We start from the raw sequence: 18,625 nt of genomic DNA on the forward strand, positions 1-18,625 counted from the left end.
ATTTAAACATAACGAATTTGAAAAGTCATGAACTCTAGAAGAAAATTTTTACATAAGATTGGTTTAGGATCTCTTGCGCTGGGGCTTGCTCCACAGTTGTCTCAGGGCATGTCCTCTAAAAACCTTAATAAGCCGGTGGTTTTATCGACTTGGGATTTTGGTTTGAAAGCCAATGAAGAGGCCTGGAAAGTATTGGCCGTTGGCGGTCGGGCGTTGGATGCTGTTGAGCAAGGCGTGCGATTTACAGAGGCCGATCCGACAGAGCGTAGCGTTGGTTATGGTGGACGGCCTGATAGAGATGGCAAGGTAACTTTAGATGCTTGTATTATGGACGAGTTTGCGGGGATCGGGTCTGTAGCAGCACTAGAGGGTATTAAGCATCCTATCACTGTTGCACGGGCTGTTATGGAGAAGACTCCTCATGTGATGTTGGTGGGTGCTGGAGCATTGCAGTTTGCCAAAGAGCAGGGTTTTCCGGAAGAAAATCTATTGACTCCTGAGTCTGAAAGGGAGTGGAGAGAATGGTTGAAAACGGCTAAATATGAGCCTGTAGTAAATATTGAAAATCACGATACCATCGGAATGATCGCATTAGATACGCAGGGTAATCTTTCTGGAGCATGTACGACAAGTGGAATGGCTTTTAAGATGCATGGACGTGTAGGAGATTCTCCTATTATTGGAGCTGGACTGTATGTTGATAATGAAATTGGAGCAGCTACGGCGACCGGACATGGTGAAGAGGTAATCCGTACGGTGGGAAGTCATTTGGTGGTTGAACTGATGCGGCAGGGCTACGCCCCTCAAAAGGCGTGTGAGGAAGCTGTGAAACGTATTGTAAAATTTACACATAACCGCAAAAAGACATTGGATAATATACAAGTAGGGTTTATTGCCCTTAATAAACGAGGCGAATACGGCGCCTTTTGCATACATGGTGGGTTCAATTATGCAAAGTATGATAGAAAAGGTAACGAACTGATTAAATCAAATTCATATTTAAAAGCGAATGGCTAAAATAGAGATTGCAAGTTTTAATACTAAATCTGCATTGATTGCACAGGGAAATGGCGCTGATCGGGTTGAATTGTGTGCAGGTATGGAGGTGGGAGGAACAACTCCATGCATTGCAGATATCACTGAGGTGCGCGATGCTGTCCGTATTGCAATGAATGTGATGATACGCCCGCGGGGAGGAGATTTTGTCTACAATGAAGCCGAGTTTGCCCAGATGAAAAGTGATTTGCTTCGGATAAAGGAGTTGGGGGTAGATGGTTTTGTATTTGGAATATTAAATGCGGATAATACAGTAAATCGTACTCAGAATAGAGAACTGGTTGCTTTAGCGGCCCCATTGCCTTGTACTTTCCATCGGGCATTCGATGAGGTAGCCGACATGGATATTGCCTTGGAGGAAGTTATCAATTGTGGATTTAGCACTATACTGACGTCTGGATGTGAGCCTAACGTGATGGCAGGTTTAGCGAACCTGAAGCATTTAGTACAGGCTGCGCAGGGACGTATTGTAATTATGCCAGGAGGAGGTCTGCGTTCGACGAATGTGGAGGAGGTGTTACGTGAAACAGCTGCAGTCTATTTTCATTCTTCTGCCATTACCGATGGCAGTGACACTGCTGTAGCGTTGGAAGTGAGAGCGCTCAAAGAAAGAGTGACGTAAAAAATTATAAGGAATCAACTGCAATGTGCTTCTTGATTATATCAAAGAGCACTTGTTTGTTGACAGGTTTTAAGACATAGCCCTTTATAAAAGAATAGTTCTTTACTTGTTCAAGATCACTTTTGCTAGAGGAAGAACTAATAATATATATGGCTGACGATTGTGTAAAATCGGTCACATCTGTCTCTAATTTATCCATTAATTCCCAACCTGTCATAAAAGGCATATTGATATCTACAAAAAGAATGTCCGTTGCTATGGCGTCTCCCTGAGGGCAGGGGAATTGATCCAAGAACTCCAGCGCATTATCAAACGTTCGGATTTCCAACGGGCAGAGAGAAAAGCTGGATAGCATATTGCTGAAGATAAGTCTGAATATGGCATTGTCATCAACTAAAGTGATTCGGACTGTACATTTATTTTTAGCCTCCATATGCGATCTAAAATTGAATAACAAACGAAGAACCCTCTCCAAGATTACTTTCAACATCGATTTTTCCACCTAGATTTTCTACCAGATAGCGTGTGGTAAATAGTCCTATACCCTTGCTGTCGAATCCACGGTGAAATATTTTTTTGAACATAAAGAGTTGAGATTTGAATTTTGGAAGGTCAATGCCTATACCGTTGTCACTTATTCTTAAGAAAACGTTGTCGTTTTCCGAGTAAGTACTGATATTGATTTTGGGCTGTCGGTCGACCGCTGTGTATTTGAGAGCGTTACTTAGGAGATTGTCGAGAATACGATCCAGATATATCGCCGGATAGTGAACGTGTTCTATTTTAAAATCAGTTGTCAATAATGCGTCCTTTCTTTTTATCTCGACAAGGTGGTGAAGGTATATCTTGTTGAGCTGATCCTGGAAACTGCATTTTTGGAATGATAGACTAACGTCTTGTTTTAGTTCTAAAATATCCGTGAGCTCTTCCAATGTTTGGTTTAGATTGTCTCCACTACATTTTAATAAAGAAAAGTATGCTTTCTTTCTGGATTCATCCGTTTCGGAGTTGATCTCCGTCAATAACATTTGTATGTTGCAGACAGGTCCTCTGAGGTTATGTGCTACTATTTGGTTGAATTCTTCCAGTTGTCTCACTTTCGTCTCTAGTTCCACCTTTATGGATTCGAGCTCGGCTTTTTGACTTTCCAGAGTTTCTATATTGAGCTTTACTTGTGAGATGTTTTGTATCTGTGCGATATAAAATTGAGGATAGTGTTTGTGGTTTCGAACTATAGAGACTGTTGTATCACACCAGACATAATGTCCCGATTTGTGCTGATATCGTTTTTCGATAGTAAAGCTTTCAATTTCACTATCGAGTAGTTTTTTTCGTAGTTCCAGATCCCCTTGGACATCATCTGGATGTGTCAGCTCAATAAAGGTCACCTTTTGTAACTCTTTTTTCGTATAGCCCAGCATATTGCAAAGCACTTTATTTGCATCCAAACAATACCCATCTAAAGCAGTTAGAGACATGCCAACTCCTGAAAAATGGAATGCCTGATTAAATTTGTTCTCGTTTAATTTTATCTTTTCGGTGTTCTCTACTTCTTTTGTAATATCTGATATCACCACTGCAACCCTATCATTTCTTTTTGTAATAGACTTTACCTGAAGGTGGTACCAGTAATTTTTATGCGATTCAAAGGGTGAAAGAAAGTCCATTTCCTGCTCGATTCCTGTGGTTATTGTTTCCTCAATAAGACGTTGGAAAGGTATCGCGACAAATTCAGGAAATATGCTGTTTAAGCTTTTTCCCAAAAAGTAGGTTGGTTGAAAAAAAAGATGACCGCTATCATTTGTCCAATAGTTGATTATACAACCGTCTTGTGTAACCTCGAATACCATATCATTCAAGGAGGAGACCAAGAGATTCAGCTGTTCTTCTTTGGCTATCAATAGAATGTTTTGCTCGACGATCCTGGATACATCAAAAAAAGAAATGATGACATAAGAATGTGTTGGCGTATCAATTTGTTTGGATGAGAATGATAGCCATATGTTGTTTCCTTCTTTTTGTTTTATTCCTAAAACGATGTCTTGTTGTGCTGTCCCGTTACGCAGGGTTTTAGACCACGGCATCTCTGTAGGTCGAAATTTGAGGTTATCTTCGATAGGGTAAAACAAGGAATCGTTCAACAGAAAGTTATTTCCTACAATTAGAGGCAAACTGTCTAATAATATCGTTGCTTGCTCATTATAAGCAAGTATCACTCCTGTTTTGTCTAGCGCTAGGAAACCTTCTCTACTAGGAAAGAAAATATTACCTGATGCCGCCTCTGCCAATTGCATAGTTATTGTGATGAGCTATAGTTGTTCTTTTGTATGTTGTACCGCTGAACAAATACAAAAGTGGTGTTTTTTTAATTTTTTTAAAATATTATTTACAGATAATTATTGATTGATCCATAACCTGTTAAATGAAAAAGAATTAGGACCTTTATTGCCGAGTATAATTGTATAGGTGCCTTTTCGTGTAAAAGTAATACGGCCCACTCGCTTATCTGTAAATTCTGGCGTATAATTTTTCTCATTCGGTTCAGCTACAAGAAGGCCATTTGGGGTTAATAGGGCTGTAACGATGTCTTTATCTACCTTTATCTGAATTTTGATATTTGTTTCGTTGGGGTTATGTGCTGATACATCAAAATGATATTCGCCCGTTTCAGGGATATAGACTTTCCAGGTCAAATCTTGTCCCGGATGTAGCGTTATACGGTTAGGGCGTTTGCCATCGTATTTTTCTATTTTTAGGTCTTTGTTATTGCTATTTGAAGGCGTTAAAGCAAAGCCTCCAAATGTCGACTCTGCCACAATTTCTTTGTTGAGTTGTAGTGTGTTGTCGTATCGAAGTACGATGTTGGATACATAGTGATCGGGCTGTTCAGGACCTAGATCAATATGAAGTAATGGTCCGTTTTGCGTGAAGTTTAATTGTTTTTGTTTATTTCCCTGCTGCAAATAGACTTCTTTAGGCGTGTTTTTAATCCCCGAAACTCTAAGGAGCCTATCCAAGGGCCAGTTGAAAACCTGCGCATATACAAAAGTCGAATTATCTTTTGCTTTGGAGGTCAGGTACCCCCAATCGTGTTGCCCTGTCCGGAAAGATAACCCCGTGGCTCCGTAGATACTGGCCCCATAAGATTTAAGCCAGTTTCCGACATCATGTAGGCGTTGGATACTTTCGTAGGGCACCATACCATTTGCTCGAGGACCTATGTTTAATGTTAATCCACCGTTTAAACTTACATTGGAAATGAGCGATTGGAAGATTTGTGAAGTAGATTTCCATTCGTTTTCCTGACCATTATATCCCCAAGAATGGGCAATAGTTCCTGGAGTTTCCCATGGATGATTGACATAAGATGTGCCAAACTGATTGTCCCCCAGTGTTTCAAAATCTACCGTGTTTTCATCCGTCGGTAGTCCCAATCGGGAGTTGATCAGACAATTGGGTTGTAGTTTTCGTATCAGCTGGGCTACTTGTAATAGCTGTTCTTTTTTTATGATGGACTTTTGATAGGGAATCCACATATCAAACCACATGAGGGCGATATCACCATAATCGGTCAATAATTCTGTCAGTTGAGGAATTACTTTCTCTTGCCAGTATCGGTCAAACTGTGCATCTGTGACCCGGCCTTTTAGTTCTTGATTGTGATCCCATGCGTAGGGATGTTCCCAATCTATCCAATGTGAATAGTAAAAACCAAGTTTCATGTCATGCTTACGACAGGCTTCGGCGAGCTCTTTTAGGATGTCCCGTTCCGAACCGGCTAGTTTCGGTAAAGAATAACTGCCCACTTTTGTATCCCAAATAGCCACGCCATCATGGTGCTTGCTGGTCATGATGATATATTTCATGCCAGCCTCTTTGGCAAGTATTACCCACTGTTCTGGATCTATTGTTTCCCAATCAAAGCGTTTGGCCAGGGTTCCGTATTCTTCTTTAGAAATTCGGTTGCGGTATCTGATCCATTCCGCATAATTATTGAGATAACGAAGTTTTTCACCTTTCCATAATCCTTCTGCCGCACTATATAATCCCCAATGTATAAACATACCGTACCTAGCCTCCTGAAACCACTGACTTTTGGGGGAAGATTGCGCAAAGGAATAGGCAAGGGGTACGAATAGTAAACTGAATATTAAAGCGGTTTTCGTCCAGATGGAGTTTATCATAACAGTTTTTGATTATCTTTCCAAGATAATCAAAAACTACTTGATTTGGAATTAAATAGTTGAAACAATATCGCTTTAAGTACGGATATTAAAATAGGACGTGGTGATGATGTGATCTCAGAAAGCAAGGTGATAAGTATAAATGTTTGGTCTTTAGTGTTGACTGTGATGAAACGGAGATTTAGAGCCGCGTTGCGAAAATTTCCCTAAATAAAGAAGCGGATTGGTAGTAGATCTCTTGTTACCAAATTCAGTATTAAGCTACTATTTAATTAGGGTTAACATAGCCTTTACATAGCCTTACCATAGCAATTTGATAAGTAAAGGCTATACTAAAGGTATTTAAAAGACATTTTAATACCTAGTTTGTTACGAAGATGATATTATCTTGATTCCACTCAAAATCCTAAAATTTGAAGTTATGACAATTCTAAATGATGGACTAAATGGCTCGATTCGATGTGAATTTGGAAATGTATCGCCTCATTAAGAGTTGCTTAACCGACGAGGTAAAGGCTTATATGTGTCTATCGGCTTCGAAAATAGCTATACGGAGTAACTATCCGATTCGGTTTTACTAACAAAAATCCCCGTTACTGGTTGTAACGGGGATCATTTTTTACTCCGAAAGAATATTTAGTTTTTCTTAGCCCACCAAAGCGGAGTGAAAACATCATCTGCGCCGCCTAATAAAGAAATCGCTTTGTCATAATTCTCCTGATCTGCATTTCTGAAGTTGGAAGGGTACTTCAGTCGTTGAGGAAAGAAGTTAACCTGATTTTGTTTATAGTTTGAAGCTGTCAATTGAGGAATTGTAGCAATGGGTTGTTCCACGGCAGGGTTCTCAAAAAATGGTAAGCCCAAACGTCTATGGTCGTTCCAGGCTTCTAGAGGGAGATAAGGAACTGTCGCTATGTATTTTTGCGTGATTATCTTTGTCAGCTTATCATTCTTCTCCAATCCATTTTTATATATCGTATTTGATGGATATTGGATTGTTTCAGTCTTTGCTTGATTTGTATAAGCGTCTATATACTTAACTGTAAATGATTGAGGAGGTTCTGTATCATGGTCATATTTTACAGACGTTCCAACACGATTATAATTCGTTGAATTTAGGTAATCTGCAATAAAGCCAAGGACTTCCCAATAGGCGAAGTTTTCTGTGATGCCTTTTTCGTAGGCAGCTTTGTCAGACATAGGCGTTTTCCAGCCTCTTAATGCAGCCTCTGCAATTAAAAAGTAAGTTTCAGAAGAAGCAAAGAACACGCGTTTTTGTTTACTTGTTCTGTATTTGTTCGTCATTCCAGGTAATCGTCCATTTTGACCTCTTAAGACAATACTTGAGGCTTTTCCTGCCCAGGTGCCCCCAGTGAAGGCGTTCCAAGTATATTTTGTATTTAGCTCGTCAGTCCTAGAGTCGGAAACTTTGATTGTAGCTTTTTGTTCAGAAGCCGCAGCCCAGTAGTCGCCATCAGTTTTATTACCAGGGATAAAGAAGGCTTTATATGCTCTAGGATCCATTTTGTTAGGTAACCCATCGGCGTAAAAACCTTGACTCGGATCATTGGACATTGTAGAGAAGTTTTGAGCATACTTTGTCCCAAAATCATCTTCGGCTTTTATTTTGCTTAAAATTTCAGGATTTGTAAATTGCTTTGAAGTCTCTATTCCACCCAAACCTATAAAGATGTTGTTTAAGGTTGTAGATATAATTTGCGTATTCCAACCTAAAGACATGACACCGGCTAGTGGATTCCAACCTTCTTTTTCCTGAACGGCAAAGTTGTGGGCAGAACTCTCAATGAATTTGTTGGTCGCAACTGCAGATTCAAACTCGGTTTTAGCCTTATTGGCATCCACTTCTGACATGCGCATAGCTAGTCGCATACGCATAGAATTGGCATAACGGACCCAGTTTTCCCATTTAAATCCATAAGCTGCATCGTAATCTTTGATGGCTGAACCATCAACATTTACATCTATCTTTGAAGAAGCATCCTTTAGCTCTTCAAGCATAAAATAATAGACATCTTTTACTGAATTAAACTCTGGGTTACTGCCCTGAAAGGATTTGATTGGCGCCGGTCCGAAGTTGTCCGTAAGTTCACTCATTAGATAAACACGCCATAGTCTCGCAACTTGTTTTAAATTTTCATTATAAGTTTGCGCTGATCCATCTTGGGCTTTTTTGTCTGCAATTTCTATAGCCGAGTTTGCATTGTTCAACCATTCGGAAATATAGCGCCAGTAGTCATTATTGTATCCATCCTGACTTGCTCCAATATTAATGAAATTTTGATAGTGATGATGTGCCGCTGTTTTCCAGTTGTACACAAAAATACGTTCGCCTATATGGGGATCTTGTTGTGCACCTATTATAGCATTATTTAAGAAGTATTCTGGCTTTACTTGCTGCTCATTTGCAGCGGTGGGATCGGTATTCAACTCATCAAACTTGCTACAAGATGTGAAAAGTGCACCAATCACTAAAGCTATAGATATTTTAGAAAATGTATTTTTCATGTCGTTTGTACTTAAAAACCTACAGATATATTAAAGAAATAAGAACGTGACGTCGGGAAAGAGAGGTATTCAAACCCAACAGCATTTGAATTTAATGCAAAGGTGGATTCTGGATCAACTCCTTTTGCATTGCTTTTTAGCATGGCTAAATTGTTTACAGAAAATCCGAATCTAGCATTTTTAACCATAGAATTCTTCAACACTCTGCTAGGGATTGAATAACCCAATTGTAGATTTCTAATTCTAATATTGGTTGCATCATATAGATTCTCTTCGATGATGCCCATATTTCCTCCGGCAACGGTCTTCCAATAATCTTCAGGAGATACGGCAGTGGTATTTTCTACGTAGTTACCGTCTTTTAAGGTAACACCATCAACGACGAATTTCTCTCTGCTTCCGTTTGGAGCTGTTTCTTCAGATGCCCCTGCATATTGTAATCCTTTATGCGTTCCTGCGAAAAATTTACCTCCGAATCTACCATCTATCTGGAAGCTCAGTGAAAAGTTTTTATAGTTGAAAGAGTTTGTAAGTCCCACTAAAGCTTTGGCAGTCTGATCGCCTAAGAAATGAAAGCCTTCGGCTTTCTGCGGTAATCCAGTAGCAGAAGTTAGTATTAGTTTTCCATATTGTGAGCTCTCTTTGTCTTCTACACGTAGATATTTGGTGCCATATATTGCGCCATATAATTTACCTTGTTCTGCATAAATACTGACATCGTCGTATCCGCCCAGTTTTAGACGTTTTGCATCTGGGTGTAATTCAATAATCTTGTTCTTGTTTTTGGAGACGTTTGCCGTGATATTCCATCTTAGAGATTCCGGATTTCTCAGAATGTCAGCGTTTAAAACGACCTCAAAACCTTCGTTTAATATATTCCCCGCATTTGCTTTGAACGCTTTATAACCCGATAAATCGTTCATAGGGATGTCGATCAATTGATTGGTCGAATTATTCTTGTAGTAAGTAAAGTCCAACCCTAATCTATTATTGACAAATCGGGTTTCAAAACCGAATTCAATACTTTTTTGAAGTTCGTTTACCACTCCAGCGTCGTATTTAGTATTACGTTTACTTGCTGTTGTTATATTGTTTGGGTCGTTTCCGACGGTAAATGTATTATAAAGCTGATATGGATCCATGTCTCTCCCCGTTTCAGCATAGGATGCTCTTACTTTTGCATAGTTAAACCATGATGGCATGTGTCCACTACCTTTATTTATGAGATCAGAAAGTACTAGCGAGGTACTTAAAGATGGGTAGAAAAAGCTTCTATTATCCGGGTGCAACGTTGATGTCCAGTCGTTACGGCCTGTAACATTTACATACCAGAAATTATCATAATTAATTTCCGCGCTCGCATAAACGGAGTTTATTTGTTTACGACTTATAGACTCAGAAAGAGCCGCATTGCCAATATTATTGCCGATAGTAAAAAGATTAGGAACCCGCAAATCACCAGCTATTGCCTCGATGGATGTACGATTACGTTCCATAATTTGTCCATATAAGGATGCGCTTCCGCCCCATTTACCCCACAAATTATCTTTCCTTGCATGGAGACTCGCGATATAGTTGTTTTCAAAAAACTTGTCGATTCTGTTTGAATACGAGTTTTTTAGATGACTTCCAGTATATGTTTTTGATTCATATTTCGTAGAATAGTTGTCTGATCCCAAACGTACGTCTGCACTTAACCAATCATTGAAGTCGTACTTGACGGTTGCATTCATAAGGTAACGATCTCTCGTATCGTTATTTAACTTATTGTATACCGCCCAGTAAGGATTTGTTCCGCTATCCTCTAAATACCATGATTGTTTTTCTCCTAAAACGTCCATTCCTGTCTCAAATTGAGAGATATCTAGCGATCTTGGAAACAGCAATAGCTGTGCATAATAATTGCCGTCGTTTTGCCCACCTACTGCGCGGTTATGCGCCATGTTTTTCATGTATTGAACTTTTACGTCAGTGCTCCATTGGTTCCGGGATCCAAAGTTTGCATTTACGCGATTGATCAAGTTTAACCTATTTAACTTCATGCCAGGAGTTTTACTATTGTCATATAAGTAGCTGGCCGAAGAGTATAGGTTTACCTTGTCAGATATGGCTTGTTGAAAATTGATGTTTTGTGTCGTGTTAAATCCTGTTTGAAAGAAACTACCTAAATTATCATAAATTTTTAATTGAGTTTTTGAACCGTTCCAAGTATCAACTTCTTGTCCAGCTATTTTTTCACCCCAAGATAATCCAGATAATCTTCCATATATGCCGCCATCTCCTTGTGAAAAAGTGTTCTGTAGTTTTGGAGTCATGAAGATGTTTTCAATACCAGTGATAGTTGAATAAGAAATACCTACACCTTCTTTGGCTTTCCCTGATTTGGTTGTAATCAAAATTACACCATTAGAAGCTCTTGATCCATACAAAGCCGAAGCTGCACCACCTTTCAGTACAGACATGCTTTCGATATCTTCTGGATTGAGGTCGCCTAAGCCACTTCCAAAATCCGTAGAAGGATTCCAAAAATCGTTATTAGATGCCCCCACAAAATTGTCCATAGGAACACCATCGACCACTATTAAAGGTTGATTATCCCCAGTTAGTGAATTAAAACCTCTTAAAATGATTTTGGAAGAAGAAGAGGGACCATTTGAACCTTTTACAACTTGTAGATTGGAAACTTTTCCTGCAAGTGCATTTGCAATATTGTTTTCTCTAGCGTCAGTTAATGTGTTCCCTTGTATTTCTTGAAAGGAATATCCAAGTGCTCTTTTTTCACGCTTAACTCCCATTGCCGTCACGACTACTTCTTCTAGTGCACCATCTTGATTAACCAAAGTGACATTAATCGTTTTAGCATTGGAGACGATAATTTCTTGTGCGTTGTATCCAATCATCGAGAAGCGTAACGTTTGGCCGGTTTGTGCTTGAATGGAATATGCTCCATTAGCGTCGGACTGTGTCGCTTTATTGCTTCCTTTGACCGATATACTCACACCCTTTAATGGGCCGGATGCGTCTGATACTATCCCAGTAACAGATTGTTGTGCAAATACTACCGATATGCATAAGAGCATAAGGATGGATAGACTGCAGCATTTAAGATAAAACTTGGTCATAAAATTTAGTTTTAGTTTGTTTGCTTTTGTTTTTTGTTTAGTACTTCCCAGTTTGATGAAGAAACAGCTATGGCCACTGTTCCAGTTATTTGTGCGTTGTGCAATCCTGATATTTCTATAATGGTGTCTTTTGAAAGACGCTGAATACTGAACTCTAGCATTGAAGCCTGTATCTGTGGTAAAAGGATCTGTCCGATTTCTGCTCCTTTGCCGCTGATGATTACTTTTTCAGGATTAATAATATGTATTAACGTCGCAATACCTTTGCCCAGCATATAGCCTATCCTTGCAAAGGACTCAATAGCCACTTGATCCCCGTTAAGGGCGGCTGCTATTAATTGATCTATCGTAATTGTACCCAGTTGACCATAATTGGCTGTGAGTTGAGAGATTTGTCCGTTTTCAATCTTTTCACTAGCATAACCAAGAGCAGAAATAAGAGATGCCTCTACCTCTAAACAACCTCTTTTGCCACAGGAACACAACTTGTTTTGGTCAGATAGCGGGATATGGCTAAATTCCCCTGCGTAACCACTATGGCCTTTGAATAATTTACCTTCCAGTATCATACCCAATCCGACGCCCCAATTCAGATTTATGACCAAAACGTTGTTTAATCCCTTTGCTTTACCAAATTTATGCTCAGCGATCGCTATTGCTGTTGAATCATTTTCAATGAAAGTGGGTACATTTAAATGATTTTGAATTGTGGTTTTTATATGGTGGAGTGGGTGTTGTTCGGAGTAGGACGTGTTGACCCCTTTTTCGGAGTCGACAAAGCCGGGCATACTTACTGCTACTGCTAGTATTTTATCTAGGGATTGATCGATTAAATACTCATCGATCAGCGTCAGCAAGATATCCTTAGCATTGGTCTCGAAAGCCAATCGAATAGGTTTGTTCTGGGCTTTTTTCAACTCTTTATTGGAAAGATCCACCAATGCAATGGTTGTATTATATTGGTCTATTGCAACGACAAGAATATTTGGTAGTTTTTGAATATTTAGCGAATATTGTATAGCTCTTCTACCTCCGGTGGATTTTCCTAAGCCCTCGGACGTAATTATTTTTGATAAAAGTAATGTTTGTATGCTTTTGGTTACCAAAGGCACACTTTTTTTTATCGTATTACTGATATCCGCAATCGATAGAGTTTTTGAGAAATACAACTCCCTTATAATTTGCTGCTTAAGACGGTCCAAAATTTTTGTTCTGAAATTTAGAATTTAACAAATGTAAATAAAATAGCATGTAAAGTGTGTAATCTTTTTAAAATTTTTAAAAAGATTGCGCACTTTACATGCTATCAGTTAGTTTATGTCTTTGCTATTTGACGGTGACCGTAGTTTTCAGAGGTAGGTTTTTTGAGGAGTTCCCAACCATAATTCGAAAATCTCCTGGTTCAACTTCCCACATCATTTTTTCATTAAGAAATGCAAGTTCACTTACCGGTAAGTCAAAAACAATAATTTTTTCTTCTCCTGCTTTTAAATATACTTTCTGAAATTTTTTTAGTTCAATAACTGGACGAGCTTGGTTTGATAATAAATCCCGGGTATAAAGTTGAACGACTTCGCTTCCATCTCTAGTTCCAGTATTAGCAACTTTTACACGAAGTGATATGGTGTCATTTCTTTGATAGGTATTTTTCGGAACATTGATATCCGTGAGCTCAAAATTGGTGTAACTCAAGCCAAACCCAAAAGGGTACAGCGGCTCTCCACTTAAGTGGTGGTAGTCATCTCCTCTTCCTGTCGGGTAATGATTGTAAGTAAGCGGAAGCTGTCCCTCTTCAATAGGGTAAGTAATGGGAAGCTTTCCAGAGGGGTTCACCTCTCCAAATAGGGTTCTAGCTACTGCATGGCCTCCTTCTTCTCCTGGATACCAGATGTTTAAAATGGCACCGACTTTATCTTTCCAGTCTGTTGTTTTGATTGCAGATCCGCCGACGAGTAAAGTCGTTACGGGTTTGTTTAACTCTTCGAGAGCGTGTATAAAAGCTTCTTGATTTCCTTCTAAATTTAAGAATGCTCTGTCTTGAAACTCTCCTTCATGTATGCCGGCTGTAACAATAATATAGTCTGTTTGTTTTGCCAATTCAAGTGCATCTTGAAAGTCTTTTTCGTAGTTTGGTATACCATAGTTCCATACGAGTTCGATGTGCGCATTACCGCGTTGTTCGTTAAATTCTACAACAATAGGATACAATTTATCTTTTTCAAATATAATCTCTGTAAGTATTGTTGAGAAACTTGTTTTTTCCCAGTTGTCAATAACTAACCTGTTGTTGAGGAAAAGTCTAAAGCCATCGTTTCCTTTCAAACCAATCTGATATTTGCCTGATGCGGGACCTTTGATCTGTCCGGACCAACGCACGCTATATTGATCGGACTCCAACTTGTTGTTGTTTGGGGATCCTAGGGTCCAGCTAAAATCAATCTGTGGATCCTGTCTTGTGAAAGCGCTTTGCCCCTTTAGGTTGCTGTTGGTAAAATATGTAGCGTGTAATCCACGTTTACCATCAAAGGTTAAAAATTCTGACGGTACAATATCCAAGGGTTTGGTGTTCCTGCTTATTCCTTTGGAATAGATAATTTCAATATTTTTGTCTTTGACATAGTGATTTAACCCTTCAAGAATACTTGTCTTTTTGTTCCCTGGACCGGAGTAACCGCCCAATCGGGCTTCCGTGGCTTCGGTGCCGACCACCAGTATTTTTTTATATTGATGGGATATTGGAAGCGTATGGTTTTTGTTCTGTAACAACACGAAAGATTCTTCCGCTGCTTTCTGAGCAATGGGTTTATGCTGGATTTTGTGTATTAGTTGATGAGTTTGCGCTTGACTGACATAGGGGTTTTCAAATAGACCCAACTCAAACTTTATACGTAATACCCGACTTACAGCATCGTCGATTCTTTGTTGACTAATCCGTCCATCATAGAAGGGGGGGCTGAATAGTTTATAATGGTCATATTCTGTTTGAAAAATAACATCTAATCCGGCGTTGATTGCTTGGGCAGAGGCATCGGCATAGTCCGAGGCGGTACGATGTAATACCGTAGGTCCTCCGACGGAACTTGCATCAGAGATAATAAAGCCTTTGAATTGCCATTCTTTTTTAAGCTTTTCGGTAAGTAGCCATTGGTTTGCCGTAGCGGGACGCCCATCAATCAGGTTGTATGATGTCATGACCGAGCGGCTTCCGCCTTGTGAAAAAGCTGTTTTGAACGGACGCAGATGTGTTTCTTCTAAATAACGTTTACTCCAATGGATGGGGTAGGAATCCCGTCCTCCTTCGCCCACATTGGCTAAGAAATGTTTTGGTGTAGTCACAATACCGAGCTTTTCGAATGCTGAAACGAAAGCTAGTCCCATTAGGGAGGAAAGATAAGGATCTTCTCCATAAGTCTCTTCAGTCCTTCCCCAACGTACGTCATTTGCTAAATTGACTACAGGTGTTAGTATTTGCCGGATACCACGAAGACGGGACTCCTGCGCAATTGCCGATGCTACCTGATGCATAACAACAGTATCAAATGTCGCTGCTAAGCCTATAGCTTGGGGAAACACAGTAGCCCCTTCTCTAACCAAGCCATGCAGGGCTTCGTCGAACGGAATAATGGGAATCCCTAATCTGGATTCTTCGACAAAGTATTTTTGGATGGCATTTATTTTACGTGTTAGTTTTTCGGCATCTTCACTGGCATTATATTTTAAGAGTTGCCCAGAGGCTCCTCCGCCTAGTGATCCGGCACTGACCTGAAGTCCAAAAATGCCATGCTTGTATTGATCCTTTGTCACATGGTCCAAGTCACCGGGAATCATAAAACATTGCCAAAATTTTTCTTCAGGAGTCATACGTTCAAGCAAGTCCTGTACACGTTTTTCTATAGGCTGTTTGGCATCCTTGTATAACGGCTGTTGTGCTAGAGTTGTCTGGCAAAAAAGCATTATTGGAAGAAATGTTTTTAGTCTCATAAAAAGCACAGGTTGTTCGATTTAATTTTTGCTATTGGGCTACGATACGTAAAACTGTTGCGTATGAAGGGTTGTATCGGATAGGCTGTGTTTTTATTTTGTTGTTTTTGAGGGTCCATTTTACTTTTTCTTTGCTTCCCAGTACTTCTATCGATTTTACCTTAAATCCGGCAGGAAGGTCAAATCCAAAACCATCGGGTTTGTGGTATTGATTTGATTTTTCATCTATATGGAATACGTGAATCGTCTTGTTGTCTTTACTTCTGGTGTAGTAATAGTCGTCTACATGATAAGGGGCAACGGCTCGACTACCAAACACGGCATTTTGATTAACATCCATCCATGAAGCGATTTCTTTTAACCTGTCGTATGCAACTTGATCGAAATCACCGTTTGGCCCGGGAGCTATATTCAACAGATAGTTGCCTCCACGTGAAATAATCTTGACCAACGTTTCGATAATTTTTTTTGCAGGTTTATAATTATCATTGGGAACATAACTGAAGGAGTTCCCCATAGTGATGCAGCTTTCCCAAGGTATATCCAATGTATGGTCTGGAACTGCTTGTTCTGGGGTGACATAGTTTTCCCATTTACCAGGTACTGTACGGTCTACGACAATGATTCCGGGTTGATTTTTACGCGCCATATTACCGATTCGGTCCATGTCAATGTTTTGATCTAATCGGATGGCCTTTTGCCAGTCTACTGTATTATCTACTGTTTCTAAAGGACGTACTTGACCTCCGTCTAACCAAAGAATATCGACCTTTCCATATTCCGATGTCAGTTCATTAATTTGATTAAAGGTGAAATCCTTAAATTTCTGCCAGCGTTCGGGGTATTTTTTCGGATTGTAATTTACATTTCTGTCTAAAGGAGGAAAGTAAGGCCACCAGTAGTAATCGGAGTGCCAATCTGGTTTAGAGAAATAGGCGCCTATTTTGAAGCCATCTTTACGGAAGGTGGTGAAAATCTCTTTGGTGATATTGGCTCTTGGATTTTTGGAGAAAGGTGTGTTGGGCGATGTGATTTTGTAATCTGTTTCTTTGGTGTCGAACATGGAGAAGCCATCATGGTGTTTGGTCGTGAATACGACATATTTCATCCCGGCTGCTTTGGCTGCATCAGCCCATTTTTGAGGGTCGAATTGAGTTGGGTTAAATGTTTTTTGCAGATTCTCGTAGTTTTGGACATACTCAAAATAACTGGCGCCATGCTCTGGTTTTCGCTGTGTCCAGGGTTCATCTTCAGGACATATACTCCAGCTTTCGACTATGCCCCACTGGCTGTAGGTACCCCAATGCATAAAAAGACCAAATTTGAGGTCTTGCCATTGTTCTAGATTTTGGAGCACTAATGGGTCTGTAGGTTTTTGATAACCCGCAGATACGTTGTGGGCCTGCCCAAAGGTCGATAAAAATACACCTGTTAAAAAAAGGCTTAATACGGTTTTTTTCATGTTATAATTAGTAAAATAGCTAAAAAATAGGAAAGCCACCAAAAAGTGACTTTCCCTAAAGTTAGTGAAAAAAGAATTAATTTACGTCCCAAAAGATTTTGGTGTTTACGTTGTCCTGTGCTTTGACCGCTTCGTAGTTTGCGGTGTTATAGGTCGGTTCAGTAGAAGATATATTGTATCTTACCGGTACAGTTTTCTGTAGGTCTGAAGATTCTACCCTAAAAGCGAACGTAGGATAATTAAGACGACGTACCTCTGACCAGTTTTCAACGGACTGAATAATATTGAAGTGCAACCATTTTTGTGTAGCAATTAATTGGATGTTATTGGTACCCCAGCCGATATTCGAGATATAGTCATTTATGGCGCTTGTTGTTGGTGCGCTTGGTGCTGCCACAAGATTGTTATTGCTTACTGCTCGAATACGTTGTTGAAGATCGATTGATTCTTTTATCCCGGTCTCAAAGCTGGTTTTAGCGTTGGCAGAACTTCCGGTTTTGTTGTAATATTCTGCTAAGAGAAATTGAACTTCTGATGCTGTAATTAATATACCCGGGAAATTTTGATTTCTGGAGTAGGTTGATCGGTTATAAATTGCAATCTTACTCGGATTTGCTGTGGTTCCCGCGATTTGTGTTGACTGCGTAGCCGAAGGTAAAGATTGATCTAAACCGATATAGGCCCCACTAGCTCCAAGACCTGGTTCGAACATATAAGGAAGCCTAGGATCTACATTGTTAAGCATATGATCGATCATTACTTTACTGGCAATATTGTTATTCCAGCTTTCCAAAGCATCTTGAAGACTTTTTGAATTAATATCGGTCGCGTTGTTGAAAATATCAATCTGGATATTGTTTGCGTTTGTCAATACCAGTGGATAAGTAGTTGGGTTAGATACAATTTGGGCAATTTCTTGACTTGATCTCGTTGCGAAAGCTGAGGCTTGGCTGACACGGGTCAACATGCGTAGCCGTAATGAGTTGCAATACTGTTTCCATAAGGGTAAGGATCCTCCATTGATAATATCTTGTGTCTTGAAAGATTCTATCACGGTCGACGGGATGGTTAGTCCGTTCAACTCTGTACTTATAGCTTTCAAATCATCTAACATTGCCGTATAGATATCCTCTGCCTTATCATATTTTGGGTAGGATATCGTATAATCTCCAGCATTTTTGCTGAGATACCCGGCTTCTTTCCAAGGTATGGATCCAAAAAGATCAACCTGTTGCTGTGTCTGGTCGTAGAATAAAATCTTTGCAGCCAAGTAAAAGATTTTCTTGCTTGTTTTTTCGGCTTCGGGGGCTATGTTATATTGATTTTCGACTTCCCTGAATTGAGCCAGTCCGGCGTAATATCTTTCCCATCTGTCATTAATAGCCGCCATCCCCGGTGTAAGTTGATTTTCAGTGTTAGCCCAACCGTAGGTTTGGAGATAACGGTGTATGGTAGGCGACATTGTCACGAAATAATTGCGGTAAGTTGGAATAATAAACTCACGATACGTATAGATCATACCCGTAAAATTCTTTTCCAGTGTAGTTTCCGTGACTTTTGATGGATCACGGTAATAATTGTCAAAAGTTTCCTTTTTGCAAGAAGTTGTTATAGTGGTTAGCGATGCTATGCACAGTGCTGATACCACGAGGTTTTTTTTAATTTTCATAAT

11 protein-coding genes are annotated in these 18,625 nt (G+C 39.7%); 2 read left to right on the forward strand and 9 right to left on the reverse strand.

All coding sequences use genetic code 11. The features are described from left to right. Positions 1-27 precede the first annotated feature (27 nt). Together G7B18_RS06220 and G7B18_RS06225 are read left to right on the forward strand one after the other, a co-directional pair. Positions 28-1,017 carry an isoaspartyl peptidase/L-asparaginase family protein gene (locus G7B18_RS06220; protein WP_164109037.1) on the forward strand — a complete coding sequence of 330 codons (990 nt, stop codon included), beginning with the start codon at positions 28-30 and terminating at the stop codon, positions 1,015-1,017. Beyond that, positions 1,010-1,678 carry a copper homeostasis protein CutC gene (locus G7B18_RS06225; protein ID WP_164109035.1) on the forward strand — a complete coding sequence of 223 codons (669 nt, stop codon included), beginning with the start codon at positions 1,010-1,012 and terminating at the stop codon, positions 1,676-1,678. Before G7B18_RS06220 ends, G7B18_RS06225 begins: the two co-directional genes overlap by 8 nt. A 4-nt stretch (positions 1,679-1,682) precedes the next feature. Here G7B18_RS06225 and G7B18_RS06230 read toward each other — a convergent pair whose 3' ends face one another. The 9 genes from G7B18_RS06230 to G7B18_RS06270 all read right to left on the reverse strand — a co-directional run bounded on the left by G7B18_RS06230 (position 1,683) and on the right by G7B18_RS06270 (position 18,622). Then, positions 1,683-2,111, reverse strand: coding sequence for a response regulator (locus G7B18_RS06230; RefSeq protein WP_164109033.1), 429 nt, complete (start codon positions 2,109-2,111; stop codon positions 1,683-1,685). Between the two features lie 7 nt (positions 2,112-2,118). Next, positions 2,119-3,972: a sensor histidine kinase gene (locus G7B18_RS06235; RefSeq protein WP_164109031.1), complete on the reverse strand. Its 1,854-nt coding sequence runs from the start codon at positions 3,970-3,972 to the stop codon at positions 2,119-2,121. A gap of 102 nt (positions 3,973-4,074) precedes the next feature. Continuing rightward, on the reverse strand, positions 4,075-5,862 hold the full coding sequence (locus G7B18_RS06240) for an alpha-L-fucosidase (RefSeq protein ID WP_164109029.1): 1,788 nt from the start codon (positions 5,860-5,862) through the stop codon (positions 4,075-4,077). A gap of 636 nt (positions 5,863-6,498) precedes the next feature. After that, positions 6,499-8,388: a SusD/RagB family nutrient-binding outer membrane lipoprotein gene (locus G7B18_RS06245; RefSeq protein WP_164109027.1), complete on the reverse strand. Its 1,890-nt coding sequence runs from the start codon at positions 8,386-8,388 to the stop codon at positions 6,499-6,501. A gap of 11 nt (positions 8,389-8,399) precedes the next feature. Further along, positions 8,400-11,510: a SusC/RagA family TonB-linked outer membrane protein gene (locus G7B18_RS06250; RefSeq protein WP_164109025.1), complete on the reverse strand. Its 3,111-nt coding sequence runs from the start codon at positions 11,508-11,510 to the stop codon at positions 8,400-8,402. A gap of 11 nt (positions 11,511-11,521) precedes the next feature. Then, complete coding sequence (locus tag G7B18_RS06255; RefSeq protein ID WP_240452784.1) at positions 11,522-12,712, reverse strand: ROK family protein; 1,191 nt, start codon at positions 12,710-12,712, stop codon at positions 11,522-11,524. Between the two features lie 124 nt (positions 12,713-12,836). Beyond that, positions 12,837-15,491: a beta-glucosidase gene (locus tag G7B18_RS06260; RefSeq protein ID WP_164109023.1), complete on the reverse strand. Its 2,655-nt coding sequence runs from the start codon at positions 15,489-15,491 to the stop codon at positions 12,837-12,839. Between the two features lie 31 nt (positions 15,492-15,522). After that, a complete protein-coding gene (locus G7B18_RS06265; protein ID WP_164109021.1) occupies positions 15,523-16,953 on the reverse strand; it encodes an alpha-L-fucosidase in 1,431 nt (476 codons plus the stop codon). A gap of 76 nt (positions 16,954-17,029) precedes the next feature. Further along, a complete protein-coding gene (locus G7B18_RS06270; RefSeq protein ID WP_164109019.1) occupies positions 17,030-18,622 on the reverse strand; it encodes a SusD/RagB family nutrient-binding outer membrane lipoprotein in 1,593 nt (530 codons plus the stop codon). Positions 18,623-18,625 lie beyond the last annotated feature (3 nt).

The sequence above is a fragment of the Sphingobacterium sp. xlx-130 genome (genome assembly GCF_011007405.1).
Classification (GTDB): Bacteria; Bacteroidota; Bacteroidia; order Sphingobacteriales; family Sphingobacteriaceae; genus Sphingobacterium; species Sphingobacterium luzhongxinii.

Coding starts and splice junctions, on each gene's coding strand:
- G7B18_RS06220 (WP_164109037.1), top strand. CDS start 28: ATGAACTCTAGAAGAAAATTTTTACATAAGATTGGTTTAGGATCTCTT.
- G7B18_RS06225 (WP_164109035.1), top strand. CDS start 1,010: ATGGCTAAAATAGAGATTGCAAGTTTTAATACTAAATCTGCATTGATT.
- G7B18_RS06230 (WP_164109033.1), bottom strand. CDS start 2,111: ATGGAGGCTAAAAATAAATGTACAGTCCGAATCACTTTAGTTGATGAC.
- G7B18_RS06235 (WP_164109031.1), bottom strand. CDS start 3,972: ATGCAATTGGCAGAGGCGGCATCAGGTAATATTTTCTTTCCTAGTAGA.
- G7B18_RS06240 (WP_164109029.1), bottom strand. CDS start 5,862: ATGATAAACTCCATCTGGACGAAAACCGCTTTAATATTCAGTTTACTA.
- G7B18_RS06245 (WP_164109027.1), bottom strand. CDS start 8,388: ATGAAAAATACATTTTCTAAAATATCTATAGCTTTAGTGATTGGTGCA.
- G7B18_RS06250 (WP_164109025.1), bottom strand. CDS start 11,510: ATGACCAAGTTTTATCTTAAATGCTGCAGTCTATCCATCCTTATGCTC.
- G7B18_RS06260 (WP_164109023.1), bottom strand. CDS start 15,491: ATGAGACTAAAAACATTTCTTCCAATAATGCTTTTTTGCCAGACAACT.
- G7B18_RS06265 (WP_164109021.1), bottom strand. CDS start 16,953: ATGAAAAAAACCGTATTAAGCCTTTTTTTAACAGGTGTATTTTTATCG.
- G7B18_RS06270 (WP_164109019.1), bottom strand. CDS start 18,622: ATGAAAATTAAAAAAAACCTCGTGGTATCAGCACTGTGCATAGCATCG.